The 13,870-nt window shown below is 56.0% G+C and carries 13 protein-coding genes and 1 tRNA gene; 6 read left to right on the top strand and 8 right to left on the bottom strand.

Features of this window, described 5'->3' with window-relative positions; genetic code table 11:
- Nucleotides 1–4: 4 nt before the first annotated feature.
- The 8 genes from rfbA to MWU55_RS02265 form a co-directional block, all read right to left on the bottom strand.
- Nucleotides 5–889, bottom strand: coding sequence for a glucose-1-phosphate thymidylyltransferase RfbA (rfbA, locus tag MWU55_RS02300; protein WP_246934085.1), 885 nt, complete (start codon nt 887–889; stop codon nt 5–7).
- Complete coding sequence (rfbD, locus tag MWU55_RS02295) at nt 886–1,740, bottom strand: dTDP-4-dehydrorhamnose reductase (RefSeq protein WP_246934084.1); 855 nt, start codon at nt 1,738–1,740, stop codon at nt 886–888. Before rfbD ends, rfbA begins: the two co-directional genes overlap by 4 nt.
- Nucleotides 1,737–2,777: a dTDP-glucose 4,6-dehydratase gene (gene rfbB / locus MWU55_RS02290; protein WP_246934083.1), complete on the bottom strand. Its 1,041-nt coding sequence runs from the start codon at nt 2,775–2,777 to the stop codon at nt 1,737–1,739. The genes rfbD and rfbB overlap by 4 nt, the downstream gene beginning before the upstream one ends.
- Nucleotides 2,774–3,334, bottom strand: coding sequence for a dTDP-4-dehydrorhamnose 3,5-epimerase (gene rfbC / locus MWU55_RS02285; RefSeq protein WP_246934082.1), 561 nt, complete (start codon nt 3,332–3,334; stop codon nt 2,774–2,776). The genes rfbB and rfbC overlap by 4 nt, the downstream gene beginning before the upstream one ends.
- Nucleotides 3,335–3,478: 144 nt before the next feature.
- A complete protein-coding gene (locus MWU55_RS02280; RefSeq protein WP_246934081.1) occupies nt 3,479–4,165 on the bottom strand; it encodes a D-lyxose/D-mannose family sugar isomerase in 687 nt (228 codons plus the stop codon).
- 94 nt (nt 4,166–4,259) lie between these two features.
- Nucleotides 4,260–4,333: transfer RNA gene (locus tag MWU55_RS02275), tRNA-Gly, on the bottom strand.
- Nucleotides 4,334–4,893: 560 nt separating this feature from the next.
- Nucleotides 4,894–5,955, bottom strand: coding sequence for a sn-glycerol-3-phosphate ABC transporter ATP-binding protein UgpC (gene ugpC / locus MWU55_RS02270; protein ID WP_246934080.1), 1,062 nt, complete (start codon nt 5,953–5,955; stop codon nt 4,894–4,896).
- Nucleotides 5,956–5,970: 15 nt separating this feature from the next.
- Nucleotides 5,971–6,765 carry an IclR family transcriptional regulator gene (locus MWU55_RS02265; RefSeq protein ID WP_246934079.1) on the bottom strand — a complete coding sequence of 265 codons (795 nt, stop codon included), beginning with the start codon at nt 6,763–6,765 and terminating at the stop codon, nt 5,971–5,973.
- A gap of 137 nt (nt 6,766–6,902) precedes the next feature.
- On the opposite strand from MWU55_RS02265, the gene MWU55_RS02260 reads away from it, so the two are divergent.
- From MWU55_RS02260 to MWU55_RS02235, 6 genes are all read left to right on the top strand, one after another.
- Nucleotides 6,903–8,156, top strand: a complete 1,254-nt coding sequence (locus tag MWU55_RS02260; RefSeq protein ID WP_246934078.1) for an ABC transporter substrate-binding protein — start codon at nt 6,903–6,905, stop codon at nt 8,154–8,156.
- Between the two features lie 124 nt (nt 8,157–8,280).
- Entirely contained in the window at nt 8,281–9,195 is a 915-nt protein-coding gene (locus MWU55_RS02255) for a sugar ABC transporter permease (RefSeq protein ID WP_246934077.1), read from the top strand.
- A gap of 4 nt (nt 9,196–9,199) precedes the next feature.
- Complete coding sequence (locus MWU55_RS02250) at nt 9,200–10,048, top strand: carbohydrate ABC transporter permease (RefSeq protein ID WP_246934076.1); 849 nt, start codon at nt 9,200–9,202, stop codon at nt 10,046–10,048.
- On the top strand, nt 10,045–11,388 hold the full coding sequence (locus MWU55_RS02245) for an alpha-glucosidase/alpha-galactosidase (RefSeq protein WP_246934075.1): 1,344 nt from the start codon (nt 10,045–10,047) through the stop codon (nt 11,386–11,388). The genes MWU55_RS02250 and MWU55_RS02245 overlap by 4 nt, the downstream gene beginning before the upstream one ends.
- Nucleotides 11,385–13,100 (top strand): IlvD/Edd family dehydratase, encoded by a 1,716-nt coding sequence (locus MWU55_RS02240; RefSeq protein WP_246934074.1) that lies wholly within the window; start codon nt 11,385–11,387, stop codon nt 13,098–13,100. The genes MWU55_RS02245 and MWU55_RS02240 overlap by 4 nt, the downstream gene beginning before the upstream one ends.
- Nucleotides 13,100–13,867: an SDR family oxidoreductase gene (locus tag MWU55_RS02235; RefSeq protein ID WP_246934073.1), complete on the top strand. Its 768-nt coding sequence runs from the start codon at nt 13,100–13,102 to the stop codon at nt 13,865–13,867. Before MWU55_RS02240 ends, MWU55_RS02235 begins: the two co-directional genes overlap by 1 nt.
- The last annotated feature ends 3 nt before the right edge of the window (nt 13,868–13,870 follow it).

The raw sequence follows: 13,870 nt of genomic DNA, 5'->3' as shown, positions 1-13,870 counted from the left end.
GGGGTTAGCTTAGAAGCCCCTTCAGGTAAGTGCCGTAATCATTTTTTTCGAACGTGCCTGCACGCTCTGACAGCTGATCTGCGGTGATCCAGCCAGACAAGTATGCGATCTCGTCCAAGCAACCGGTTTGCAGGCCTTGCCGCCGTTCAAGTGTACGCACAAAGTTTCCGGCATCCAGAAGGCTGGCATGGGTGCCTGTGTCCAACCAGGCATAGCCACGCCCCATGCGCTGAACGTCCAGCTTGCCAGCGTTCAGATACATTTCAAGCAAGGTGGTGATCTCAAGCTCGCCCCGTTCCGAGGGCTGAACCTCGCGCGCCAGTCGGGGGGCTTCGCCATCCAGAAAATACAGACCTGTCACCGCATAGCGTGATGGCGGTACGGCGGGTTTTTCGATGATCTGTTGTGCCACGCCATTTTCGTCAAAACTGACCACGCCATAACGTTCTGGGTCGGCAACATGGTAGCCAAACACGGTGCCGCCATCGGTGCGCTGGTCCGCTTCGCCCAGAAGATCGGGCAGGCCGTGGCCGAAAAAGATGTTGTCGCCCAAAACCATCGCCGAGGGTGCGCCGTCCAGAAACTCCTCGGCCAGCAGATAGGCTTGCGCCAGCCCGTCGGGCGAGGGCTGGACGATATAGGTAAGTGATACGCCCCATTGGCTGCCATCCCCAAGCGTGCGTTTGAACTGCTCTTGATCCTGAGGGGTGGTTATCATCGCAATCTCGCGGATACCGGCCAGCATTAGGACCGAAAGCGGATAGTAGATCATTGGTTTGTCATAGATTGGCAAAAGCTGTTTCGAGATACCAATGGTGATCGGATACAGCCGTGTGCCGGAGCCGCCTGCCAGTATGATCCCTTTCCGCCCTGTGGTCGAAGATGTCATGTGCGTTCTCCCAGTTGGGTAAGGATCGTGGTCAGACCTTCGCGCCAGTCCGGGCGTTCAATGTCAAAGGCTTGTTGGGTCGTGGTGCAGTCAAGGCGCGAGTTCAGGGGGCGCGTTGCCGGTGTGGGGTAGGATGAGGTTGGAATATCCTCGACCGCACAGTCAATCCCGGCTTCTTCAAAAATCGCACGCGCGAAATTGGCCCAGCTGGTGTCATTTGCGCCCGAGAAATGATAGGTGCCGGCAAGCTCCGGTCGGCTGCGCAACTGATCCGCGATGGACAGGCAGGCGTCAGCAATGGCACTGGCGGGTGTCGGTCCGCCGATCTGGTCGCCGACGATGGTCAGCTTGTCCCGCTCGGTCCCAAGGCGCAGCATGGTTTTCACGAAGTTGTTGCCATGGGCTGATACCACCCACGAGGTCCGCAGAATGGCGTAAGCTCCACCCGCGTTGCGCACGTTGTTTTCACCTACCAACTTGGTGCGGCCATAGGCGTTTGGTGGGTTCACGGGATCTGTCGGTGTCCACGGCGCATCACCATCCCCAACAAAGACATAGTCGGTTGAGATATGGACAAAGGGGACACCAAGTTCGGCACAAGCCTGCGCCATTGCGCCGGGGGCGGTGCCATTAACGGCAAGTGCGGTTGCCTCGTCTTCCTCGGCTCGGTCCACGGCGGTGTATGCGGCCGCGTTGATCACAGCGCTGGGCGCATGTTGGTGGATCAGTTGGGCGCAGGCTTCGGCATCTGTCAGGTCCGCCTGATCGCGCCCCAGAAAGATGGCATCATCAGTGCGCGCCTGAAGTTCAAGCGCAACTTGCCCGGTTTTGCCAAAGACCAAAAGCGTCATGCGCCAACCCCTACGCGGGTTCCAACACCATCAGTGTTCAGAAGTGGCTTCCACCAAGCTTGATTGTCCAGATACCACTGAACGGTTTTGCGCAGGCCCTCTTCGACAGTGACAGAAGGCCGCCAGCCCAGTGTTTCGCCAATGAAGCTCGGATCGATCGCGTAACGGGCGTCATGGCCGGGGCGGTCTTCAACGTAACGGATTAGATCTGCGTAAGGCGCGGTGCCCGGACGTAGTTCGTCCAGAAGGCTGCATATAGTGTTGACCAGATCAATATTGCGGCGCTCGTTCTCGCCGCCCACATTATAGCTTTCACCGGGCGTGCCTTTCGTGACAGCCAGCAGCAGCGCGTCGGCGTGGTCTTCAACATACAGCCAATCGCGCACGTTTAGGCCCAGCCCGTAGACGGGAATTTCCTTGCCCTGAAGGGCGTTCAAAATGACCTTTGGGATCAGCTTTTCCGGGAAGTGATAGGGGCCATAGTTGTTAGAGCAATTGGTCAGCACAACCGGCAGCCCGTAGGTGTGAAACCACGCACGCACCAGATGGTCCGAACTGGCCTTGGATGCCGAATAAGGTGATCTGGGGTCATAAGGCGTTTGTTCTGTGAACATACCTTCGTCGCCAAGTGATCCATACACCTCGTCTGTCGAGATATGGTGGAAGCGGAAAGTGTCTGAGCGATCTTCGCGCACCCAATAGGCACGGGCGGCTTCCAGCATATTGTAAGTGCCGGTGATGTTGGTTTCGATGAAATCACCGGGTCCGTCGATCGAGCGGTCTACGTGGCTTTCAGCAGCGAGATGCATCACGGCGTCGGGCTTATGTGCGGCAAAGATTCTGTCTAGCGCAGCGCGGTCACGAATGTCTGCATGTTCGAAACTATAGTTCGGGCTGTCTGACACGCTGGCCACGTTTTCCAAGCGTCCGGCATAGGTCAGCGCATCCAAGTTTACGACTTGGTGCCCACGCTCAACCGCAAGCCTTACGACTGCCGAACCAATAAAGCCGGCACCGCCAGTGACTAAGATTTTCATACCGGTGCCTCCCATGTGAAAGGGCTGTCAAATTCGGCCAAGGTCGGTGCGTCCTGATCCTTTGGTGACAAAAGCGGCTCACCATCGAAGCCCCAATCTATGCCACAGCTGTCCCAACGTACTGCCCCGTCACATTCGGGTGCGTAATAGTCCGAACATTTATAAACGATTTCCGTATCCGAGGTGCGGGTGATGAATCCGTGCAGGAAACCTTCGGGCACCAAAAGTTGAAGACCATTCTCAAAACTCAGCTCATAGCCCACCCATTGCCCATAAGTCGGGCTGCCCTTGCGGATGTCCACTGCCACATCGAACAGTGCCCCGCGCCCACAACGCACAAGTTTGGCCTGTGCATGAGGGGGAGATTGGAAATGCAATCCACGGACCGTGCCGACTTGTTTAGACATGGAATGGTTGTCTTGCACGAAATCTATGTCGACCCCATTCTCAGCCATACGTTGATGGTTCCAGCTTTCCGAGAAAAATCCGCGGTCATCTCCGAACCGAGCGGGTTCCAAAAGCAGCACTCCGGGCAAGGCGGTTTTAGTAATCTTCACGAATGGACTCCCGGACTAGAACTGTTCCGCAAATAGCAAGACAGCCGCAAATTGTCACGGTGCGATATTCGGGCCTTAGTGTGGCTCAAAGGTGGCGGAGGCAGTAAAGATTGGCCCTGTTATCAGCGCTTAAGCCGTTTTGGCTTACCCCAACCACTTTGAATAATCGCTGACCAACAGGTGGGTCGGGTCTTCGTCCTCTTCGATCTCGGCGAAGCGGCCAATGGGCTCGCGGAAGATGTTGTCGGTTTCGTCGTCATTTACGGTCGAGACTTCGCCGATCAGGACATCGCCTCCTTCACCCCAGAAAGCGTGCCAGTCACCGGGCATCAAGGTCACGCTTTCCCCGGGTGCAAATTTCAGCTTCTCGCCTGGTGCAAAGTCGCGTCGAATGCCGTCACAAAACACCGTGCCACCTTTGTCTTCAGCAAAACGGCCATCATCATCCGATCCGAAAAGCTCGACCACCAAGGTAGCGCCGCCGCGATTGATGATATCCTCAGCCTTGATCACATGGGTGTGCATGGGGCTGAGCTGATCCTGGCGTGAGATTAGAAGCTTTTCTGCATAACACATGCCGGTTCCGCGCTTCAGATCATCCAGTCGCCCGTTGCGGAGGGTAAATAGGAACAAGCCCATCTCGTCAAAGTGCCCATCTCCGTAATCGGTAATGTCCCACCCGCAACGCGCGTTGATCAGGTGCTGGGCGTCATCCTTGCGCGCCATGAATTTATCCGGCGACCAATACGCAAACGGGGGCAAGGCAAATCCATGTTGGCGGATCAACGCGTCTGCTTCCGCCATGATGGTATTTATGCGCGATCGTTTCACGAGCATCCCCCAGATATTGGTTGCGCTACCATAGTGGTATTAAACACAATATCCAGACCCTGACGAACGCAAATCCGAGAATGTTGGGAAGGTTTGGAGCGGGCGGCGGGAATCGAACCCGCGTCATTAGCTTGGAAGGCTAAGGTCTTACCACTACACAACGCCCGCGCAGTGAAAATAGGACATATTTCATGCGCTTCTGGGCGTCAAGGGTGCCCAACATAGGAAATCAAAAGAGTGGACAATCGAATGATAAAAAGGGGCGGAGAACGGACATTCGTTGCACATTGCATTAAGGTCTGCTGAGCGGGACTGAGCTACCATTCACCTCTTCGGTGCAAACGTCCGGTTTTGACCCTAGGCTCCCGGCTATGAGTATAGAAGCGAACAAAGGTTGGATTTGACGTGCCGCGTCAAATCGCTGAAAGTCCGGCATTGGTGTTCAGTAGGAATTGCGAGAAAATAGGGCTACTGGCTGCGCCAATAGCGCGGGCGTTGTGGCCGACATTTCCTGCCTGGATTTGAGGCTCGATTAACCCGTGTTTGTCCTGATTGACCATTGTCCGCATTGCGAAAACCGCGCGCGCCATCATCTTCGATCCAAAATATCCGTGTTGGGCTCATCCGTGATGAGGACAGATGTCACGCGCGGGTGCAAATCCACCTTGGGCGCAGGATTGCCGGACTCCACCGCCCATTAAGGCGGTAGAGGTGCTATGTGCCCGATGTCAGCGGAGGCGTTTCTCGGTCGCGGCGTCGAAGAACATCGCATCCGTGTCATCAAAGCCAACGACCACATTGCTGCCTTCGGGCAGGGTGTCTGCGGTTCGGTTTTCGACAATGATTTTTTCACCGGTGCCGGTGATCAGATAGTCATATGAAACACCGCCAAGTCGTTCGCGCAGGTCAAGGCGTGCGCCACCGTCTCCGGCTTCAATCTTCAAGTGTTGCGGGCGCACACCCACCAACACTTTCGACCCGTCACCGGGCAACGCAACCGAGGTGTTCACCACGCGCTCACCCAGGCTCTCCAACACAACGCTGCCACCCTTCACGACGCCTTCAAGGAAATTCATGGCGGGCGAACCAATGAAGCCCGCTACAAATTTGTTGTCTGGGTCATTATACAGGTCCATCGGGCTGCCAACCTGTTCAATCAGACCGGCGCGCAGAACAACGATCTTGTCGGCAAGCGTCATTGCTTCGACCTGATCGTGGGTCACGTAGATCATCGTGGCGCCGATTTCCTTGTGTAGGCGGGCAATTTCAACGCGCATGTCCACCCGCAGCTCTGCGTCGAGGTTCGACAGGGGTTCGTCAAACAGGAACACCTCGGGGCCACGTACAATTGCGCGTCCGATGGCGACGCGCTGACGCTGCCCTCCAGAAAGTGCCTTGGGCTTGCGCTTCAGATAGTCATCCAGCTTCAGGATTCGACTGGCCTCGCCAACCTTGGCTTTAATCTCGTCCTTGGGGTGACCGTTCATCCTCAGGCCGAACCCCATGTTTTCTTCGACCGACATATGCGGGTACAACGCATAGGTTTGAAAAACCATCGCCACGCCACGTTCAGAGGCATCCACATGGGTCACGTCGCGTTCGCCGATCCGGATTTCTCCACCGGTCGTTTCCTCGAGCCCGGCGATCATCCGCAGTAGTGTGGACTTGCCGCAGCCTGATGGGCCGACGAAGACGCAAAACTCGCCATTGTCGATTTGCAGGTCGATATCGTGGATGACCTGAATGTCGCCGTATTTCTTGATGGCATTCGTGAGCGTTACGCCTGACATGGTGAACTCTCCTATTTACGAGCTGGGAAACTGCCAGTTTTCGGCAGCTTGGGCGATCTCATTTGCGGCGTTCAGAAGCAGCGGACGCAGTTCGTTCAGTGCTTCCAGCGAGTATTTGTGAGTGGTGGTTGTGATCGAAAGTGCTCCGATCACGCGGGAGTTTGAAGACAGGATGGGCGCGGCAATACAAATGATGCCGGGCTCGTGTTCTTCTCGGTCGTAGGCAACGCCCTCTTCGCGAATCTCGGCAAACTCGGAGCGCAGTGCATCAGCGTTAGTTAGCGTGTGTTCCGTATGTCTGAAGAAAGACTGATTCTGGATGGCCTGTTCTTGGTCGGCGGGCTTTAGAAACGCCATCATGGCTTTGCCAACTCCGGTACAATATCCGGGGCCAACCTTGCCCGCTTGCGAGAACATCTCGACCGGCTGGGCGGCGTTTCGCTTGTCGACATATAGCACCTGCCCGTGGTCGATCTGAGCCAAGTGAATCGTTTCGCCGACCTCTTGTGACAGCGCGTCCAGAAACGGTCGTGCGACCGGAGCAAGCGAGCTTTGACGCCACGCCGAATGCGCCAAACGTACAAGGCGCATTCCGGGCGCATAGGTCTGGCGTTCTTCGTCATAGCTAAGCAGCCCCTGTGTGGTCAGGGTTTGCAGCAGGCGATACAGCGTCGCTTTGGGATAGGGCGAATTGGCCAGTACGTCATTGAACCTGACCGGCCGCATTTTTTCAGCAACCATATCCAATACGTGCAGTGCCTTCCCGACTGTGCCGCCGGTGGCCTCTGGGGGCGTCTCCATTGAACCCATATGACTCTCCTCCTGTTTCCCGTCCTCCTAAGGAAACTGTTGACATCTGTAACCTTGATTTCGCATAGTTTCAATAGTTGAACGTAAGTTTCAATATATGGAACTAAGAATTGGCTGAAAACCTTGGGAGGAAACTCATGCTGAATTCAATGAAAGCTTCTGTTGCTGCAGTGGCTGTCACCGCAGGTCTGGCGACCTCGGCTATGGCCGAGGATTTGTCGGGCACACTTCGTATCATCTCGGATATGTCTAACCCGGCTCCGCGCGCGATCATGGAAGGCCTGGCGGCTGACTTTGACGCCATGCATTCCGGCCTGACTGTCGAGCTGGAAGTCGTGGACCGCGAAGCCTGGAAAAGCCAGATTCGTAACGCACTTACGGCGAATCCGCCCGATGTGATCAACTGGTACGCGGCCAACCGTATGGCTCCCTATGTGAACGCTGGCCTGTTCGAGGATATTTCGGACATGTACGCAAACGGCGACCTGCCCGGACTGGACAGCGTCAAAGGCGCGATGACCATGGACGGCAAGCAGTACGGCGTGCCGTACACGTACTATCAGTGGGGTATCTACTACCGCGAAGATATCTTTAACGAGCTGGGCCTGACCGAGCCCGCCACATTCGATGAAGAGATTGCCAACTGTCAGAAGATCGTCGATTCGGGCCGCAAGTGCTACACCATCGGGTCGAAGTTCCTGTGGACTGCGGGTGGCTGGTTTGACTATCTGAACATGCGCACCAATGGGTTTGACTTCCATATGAAGCTTGCGACTGGTGAGGCAGAATGGACGTCGGACGAAGTTCGTGCAACTTTCGCCAACTGGCGCAAGCTGATCGATATGGGCGCCTTCATTGACGACCACCAGACCTACAGCTGGCAGGAAGCTCTGCCCTTCTTCGTGAACGGTGAAGCAACGGCTTACCTGATGGGTAACTTCGTGGTGCCTCACTTGCGTGAAGCTGGCCTGACAGATGATCAAATCGACTTCTACCAGTTCCCGAAGATCGCAGACGTGCCGATGGGTGAAGACGCCCCGACCGACACGTTCCACATCGCATCGAACGCGCAGAACAAAGCAGCAGCGCGTGCGTTCCTGCAGTTTGTGACGTCGCCGGATGTGCAGACAAAGATCAACGGCCCGGATGGCCTTGGTCAGCTGCCCGTGAACGCGAATGCATCCGTGGCAGATGACGAGTTCATCAAACAGGGCTTCGAGATGCTGTCGAACAACGCCACAGGCGGAATCGCGCAGTTCTTCGACCGTGACTTCCCCGCCGAAATGGCGTCGGTTGGCATGGAAGGCCTGCAGGAGTTCATGGTGTTCCCGGACAATCTGGAAGACATCCTGAACCGTTTGGAAGACGCACGTCAGCGTATCTACAAATAATTTCTCACAGGTGCCCCACGTGTCATGCGTGGGGCGCTTGCCCCTTGCGGCATCAACACAACCATCGCACGCTATCGGCAAGCTTTACGGGGCTTCCCCATGACGTGTCCAAGGGAGGAACGCGATGTCTACCGCGCAATCTGACATGAGCTGGGCCCGGCGCAACCGGATGATCTTGACGCCCTTGCTGTTCTTAGCTCCGGGCATTCTGTTCTTCGCCATCTACGTGATCATTCCGATTGGACAGAGCTTCAATATTTCGCTCTACGAGTGGGACGGGTTGGGAGAGGCAACGTATGTAGGCATTGGCAACTATCAAGAACTTGTCGGTGACCGCGCGTTCGAGATCTCGCTTTGGAACAACGTGAAATGGCTGGCGCTGTATCTGCTGGCCATTCCGGCAGGTCTGTTCATCGCGCTCTTCCTGAATCAGACCATTGTGGGGATCCGGCTTTACAAGTCGCTCTTCTTCTTCCCTTTCGTGCTCAGCCAAGTGGTCGTCGGCTTGGTGTTCAGCTGGTTCTACCTGCCCAATGTCGGCTTGTTCGACATCATCACCGGTTGGTTCGGCATTGATGTGCGTGGCGGCATTCTGGGCAATCCAAACACCGCCACCTATGGGATCATCGCCGCGGGCCTTTGGCCTCAGACGGCGTATTGCATGATCCTGTATCTCACCGGACTGAATGCCGTTGATCCCGAGCAGATCGAAGCTGGACGTTTGGATGGCGCGAAAGGCTGGAGGATGCTCTGGCATGTGATCCTGCCACAATTGAAACCCGCAACATTCATTGCGTTCGTGGTGACCATAATTGGCGCGCTGCGCTCGTTCGACCTGATTTCGATCATGACCAATGGTGGACCATTCGGATCGACCCGCGTGCTTAGCTTCTACATGTTTGAAAAAGCGCTGTCGGAATACGGGTTCCGCATGGGGTACGGCTCGGCCATCGCGGTGGTGCTGTTCCTGATCATGCTGGTCTTCATCGGCTACTTCCTGTGGCAGATGTACCAAGACGAAAAAGCGGCGCGGAGGTAAGACGATGTTTCCAACACCTATCGAAAAACGGTCGCGCGGCGCACAGGTTACCTATCAGGCGCTGGTACCCCTCGTTCTGATCATGTGGCTTCTGCCCCTGCTGGCAGTGGCGCTTTTCTCGGTCCGTCCGCTGGCAGATTTCACCAATGGCAACTATTGGGGGATGCCGACCTCGTTCGAGTTCTTCACCAACTACGGCAAGGTTTTCCTTGAGTCAGACATGCCGCGATACATGCTGAACTCGGTCCTGATCACAGTCCCGACGGTAATTGGCGCTGTGGCCCTATCCTGCATGACGGGGTTCGCGCTGGGCATCTACCGCTTTCGTGGCAACCTGCTGATCTTTTTCATGTTCATCGCGGGCAACTTCGTTCCGTTCCAGATCCTGATGGTTCCGGTGCGCGACTTGACCGTATCGGCTGGCCTATATGACACCAAGCTGGGGCTGGTCCTGTTTCACATTGCGTTTCAAACCGGGTTCTGCACACTCTTCATGCGCAACTTCATTCGTGCATTGCCGTTCGAACTGATCGAAGCCGCTCGCGTCGAAGGTATCGCAGAATGGCGCATCTTCTGGTACGTCGTACTGCCCCTGATGAAGCCTGCCATTGCCGCACTGTCTGTCCTGATCTTCACCTTCATCTGGAACGATTATTTCTGGGCGATTGTTCTGACACAGGGGCCGGACGCACAGCCCGTGACAGCCGGGATCACATCGTTCAACTCGCAGTTCGTGGCGCAGTATCATTTGATGAGCGCAGGTTCCATCGTCGCGGCCTTGCCGCCGGTGGCCATGTTCTTCCTGATGCAACGCCATTTCATCGCTGGTCTCACACTCGGAGCTGTTAAATGACCAAACTCACCTTCATTGGTGCCGGCTCAACGATTTTCATGAAGAACATCGTGGGCGACATGCTGCATTTCGAGGCGCTGAAAGACGCCACGATTGCGCTGATGGATATCGACCACATTCGGCTTGCCGAAAGCGAGCTTGTGGCGAGGAAAATGATCGCGACCATGGGGTCCGGTGCTGTTGTTGAAACCTATTCGGATCAACGCCGCGCCTTGGAAGGAGCGGATTTCGTCGTCACGGCATTCCAGATTGGGGGCTATGATCCGTGCACGATCACAGATTTTGAGCTGCCCAAGCAGTATGGTTTGCGCCAAACCATTGCCGATACACTGGGTATTGGCGGCATCATGCGCGGTCTGAGAACCGTGCCTCATCTGTGGTCCGTTGCGCGTGACATGGAGGCAGTCTGCCCGGATGCACTATTGATGCAGTACGTGAATCCGATGGCAATCAACACTTGGGCGCTTGCGGAACGCTTCCCGCATATCAAACAGGTCGGGCTTTGCCATTCGGTGCAAAACACGGTCCAGGAACTGGCGCATGATCTGGACATGGCCGAGGCTGACATCCGATACAAAGTCGCGGGCGTGAACCACGTCGCTTTCTTCCTTCGCTTGGAAGATGCGGCTGGCAACAGCCTCTATCCGAAACTCGGCGAAGGGTATCACGCAGGCCGTTTCCCCAAGCCTCCGCTTCTTATGCCTCGTTGTGGCAACAAAGTGCGCTATGAGGTGATGGAGCAATTGGGGTACTTCTGCACCGAAAGCTCTGAGCATTTCGCGGAATATGTCCCTTGGTTCATCAAGGACGGCCGTGACGACTTGATTGCCGAGTTTGGAATTCCGCTGGATGAGTATCCCAAGCGTTGCATTGAGCAACAGGACGAATGGAAAGAGCAAGCGGTTGCACTGAAATCTGCTGCCGGGATCGACGTACCGAAAAGCCACGAATTCGCCGCCGAGATGATGAACGCGATTGTCACGGGGCAGTCCTATACGGCCTACGGAAACTTGCCGAATACTGGTCAGATCCCGCAACTGCCTTTGGGGGCAGCGGTCGAAACGCCCTGTTTGGTGGATATGAATGGTGTCCAGCCCAGTGTCGTGACGGACATCCCGCCACAATTGATTGCGCTGATGCGCACACAAATCAACGTTCAGGAACTGACCGTTCGGGCTTTGCTGGATGAAAACCCAGAACATCTTTATCACGCCGCGATGATGGACCCTCACACTGCTGCGGAATTGGATCTGCGCCAGATCCGATCGCTTGTCAGTGACCTGTTGGTCGCCCATGGTGATTGGGTGCCCGAATGGGCGCGAATTAGGAAAGCAGCATGAACAAGAAACGCCGCAGCCAACATTGGTATGGGAAGCTCGACAAAGACGGGTTTATTCACCGTTCATGGATGAAAAACCAGGGGTTTCCCGACCACGCGTTTGATGGCCGCCCTGTTATTGGTATCTGTAACACATGGTCCGAACTCACGCCCTGCAACTCGGGCCTACGCGATCTGGCCGAGGGCGTGAAGCGCGGCGTGTGGGAGGCTGGCGGATTCCCGGTCGAATTCCCTGTCATGTCGCTGGGCGAAACCCAGATGAAACCCACAGCAATGCTGTTTCGCAACCTACTTGCGATGGATGTCGAGGAATCGATCCGTGCCTATGGCATCGACGGCGTTGTTCTTTTGGGTGGTTGCGACAAAACCACGCCAGGCCAATTGATGGGGGCCGCGAGCGTTGATCTTCCGTCGATTGTTGTCAGTTCTGGCCCAATGCTGAACGGCAAATGGAAGGGCAAAGACATTGGCTCTGGCACTGACGTCTGGAAGTTTTCTGAAGCCGTGCGCGCGGGTGATATGACCCTTCAAGACTTTATGGCAGCCGAAAGCGGGATGAGCCGCTCAAAAGGCGTGTGCATGACGATGGGTACCGCGTCCACAATGGCCTCACTTGTTGAAGCGATGGGATTAAGCCTGCCGACGAATGCGGCCCTGCCTGCCGTAGATGCACGGCGCGCGGCCCTTGCTCATCTGACCGGCAAGCGGATTGTCGAGATGGTCGATGAAGACCTCAAGCCTTCAGACATCATGACGAAAGAAGCGTTCGAAAATGCAATCCTGGCAAACGCAGCCGTCGGAGGATCCACCAACGCCGTCGTACACCTTCTCGCGATGGCAGGACGTGTTGGCGTTGACCTGTCGCTCCAAGATTTTGAGCTGGGAAGCGATATCCCATTGTTGGTTAACTGTATGCCATCGGGGAAATACCTGATGGAAGATTTCTGCTACGCTGGTGGAATGCCGGTTGTGCTGAAGGAACTCGCACAGGCGGGGTATCTTCGCAGCGCAAAAACTGTTCTGGCGGGTGACATCAGCGCGTATGCAAAGGGTGCTGAATGCTACAACGATGATGTCATCAAGTCGTTTGCAGATCCCGTGAAACCGGCGGCAGGTTTGCGCGTTCTACGCGGCAACCTCGCGCCGAACGGTGCCATTGTGAAGCCCTCAGCGGCCACCGACCGCCTGCTGGAGCACGAAGGCGAAGCATTTGTTTTTGAGAATATCGAGGACATGAAAGCCAACATCGACCGCGATGATCTTCCAGTCACGCCGGATACGATCCTTGTGCTGAAAGGGGTCGGACCGAAAGGCTATCCAGGCATGCCGGAAGTTGGCAACATGCCGATCCCAGCCAAGCTCGTTCGTGAAGGCGTGCGTGACATGATCCGTGTTTCGGATGGTCGGATGTCGGGCACAGCATTTGGCACAGTGATACTGCATGTCTCGCCCGAGGCTCAAGCTGGGGGTCCCTTGGCGCTGGTCAAAACCGGTGACCGCATCCGCGTGAGTGCCTCGGAAGGCGCGTTGGAGTTGATCGTGGATGAGGCGGAGCTGGACGCCCGTCGCGACGCGTGGCAACCCGATCCGCCCCATTACACGCGCGGCTATGCAAAACTTTACATTGATACCGTGATGCAAGCTGAGTACGGCGCAGATCTGGATTTCCTTGTCGGAAAAGACACCCGCCTTGTCACAAGGGAAAGCCACTGATGAGCCACGCCACGTTTCACGATCTGAAAGACGCTTCAGTCTTTATCACCGGAGGTGGGTCTGGCATTGGAGCCGCGCTGACCGAAGGCTTCCTTCGCCAAGGGGCTAAGGTGGGGTTCGTCGGCCGCTCGGACGCGACGGAGTTTGTGGATCAGATGGAAGCCAAAACCGGCAACCGCCCGCATTTCGTTCAATGCGACATCACAGATATTCCCGCTTTGAAGGCCGCGATGGCGGAATGCGCCGCATTGAATGGCCAGATCACCACTCTGGTGAACAATGCCGCGAATGATCAGCGCCACACGACAGAAGAAGTTACCGAAGAATTTTGGGATTGGGCGCAAGCGATCAATCTGAAAGCCTATTTCTTTGCCTGTCAGGCGGTAATGGCGGGGATGAAGGCCGCGGGCGGTGGTTCGATCATCAACTTCACCTCGATCAGCTACATGATGGGGAACATGGGCTATCCTGCCTATACGACCGCGAATAGTGGGATCAACGGAATGACACGCTCGCTTGCGCGCGAGTTTGGGCCAGACAAGATCCGGGTAAATGCACTGGCGCCGGGGTGGGTATTGACCCAGAAACAACTCGATATGTGGGCCGAACCGGCGGCACTTGCGGCGCATTTGGAGCGTCAGTGCTTGAAGGAGCATCTGGACCCCGAGGATATTGTATCTTCGACTCTTTTCCTTGCATCGAAAGCCAGCCGGATGATCACAGGTCAGGCGCTCGTCGTGGACGGCGGCGTGGTCGTAACAGGATGAAGC

This window comes from Aliiroseovarius sp. F20344 (genome assembly GCF_023016155.1).
Lineage (GTDB): Bacteria > Pseudomonadota > Alphaproteobacteria > Rhodobacterales > Rhodobacteraceae > Aliiroseovarius.
Note: the sequence above shows the minus strand (reverse complement) of the source record. Positions and strands in the feature narration are given on the sequence as shown.

Bases quoted from the DNA above. Each gene is read 5' to 3' on its own strand.
- rfbA (WP_246934085.1), bottom strand. From the start codon at position 889: ATGACATCTTCGACCACAGGGCGGAAAGGGATCATACTGGCAGGCGGC.
- rfbD (WP_246934084.1), bottom strand. From the start codon at position 1,740: ATGACGCTTTTGGTCTTTGGCAAAACCGGGCAAGTTGCGCTTGAACTT.
- rfbB (WP_246934083.1), bottom strand. From the start codon at position 2,777: ATGAAAATCTTAGTCACTGGCGGTGCCGGCTTTATTGGTTCGGCAGTC.
- ugpC (WP_246934080.1), bottom strand. From the start codon at position 5,955: ATGTCAGGCGTAACGCTCACGAATGCCATCAAGAAATACGGCGACATT.
- MWU55_RS02265 (WP_246934079.1), bottom strand. From the start codon at position 6,765: ATGGGTTCAATGGAGACGCCCCCAGAGGCCACCGGCGGCACAGTCGGG.
- MWU55_RS02260 (WP_246934078.1), top strand. From the start codon at position 6,903: ATGCTGAATTCAATGAAAGCTTCTGTTGCTGCAGTGGCTGTCACCGCA.
- MWU55_RS02255 (WP_246934077.1), top strand. From the start codon at position 8,281: ATGTCTACCGCGCAATCTGACATGAGCTGGGCCCGGCGCAACCGGATG.
- MWU55_RS02250 (WP_246934076.1), top strand. From the start codon at position 9,200: ATGTTTCCAACACCTATCGAAAAACGGTCGCGCGGCGCACAGGTTACC.
- MWU55_RS02245 (WP_246934075.1), top strand. From the start codon at position 10,045: ATGACCAAACTCACCTTCATTGGTGCCGGCTCAACGATTTTCATGAAG.
- MWU55_RS02240 (WP_246934074.1), top strand. From the start codon at position 11,385: ATGAACAAGAAACGCCGCAGCCAACATTGGTATGGGAAGCTCGACAAA.
- MWU55_RS02235 (WP_246934073.1), top strand. From the start codon at position 13,100: ATGAGCCACGCCACGTTTCACGATCTGAAAGACGCTTCAGTCTTTATC.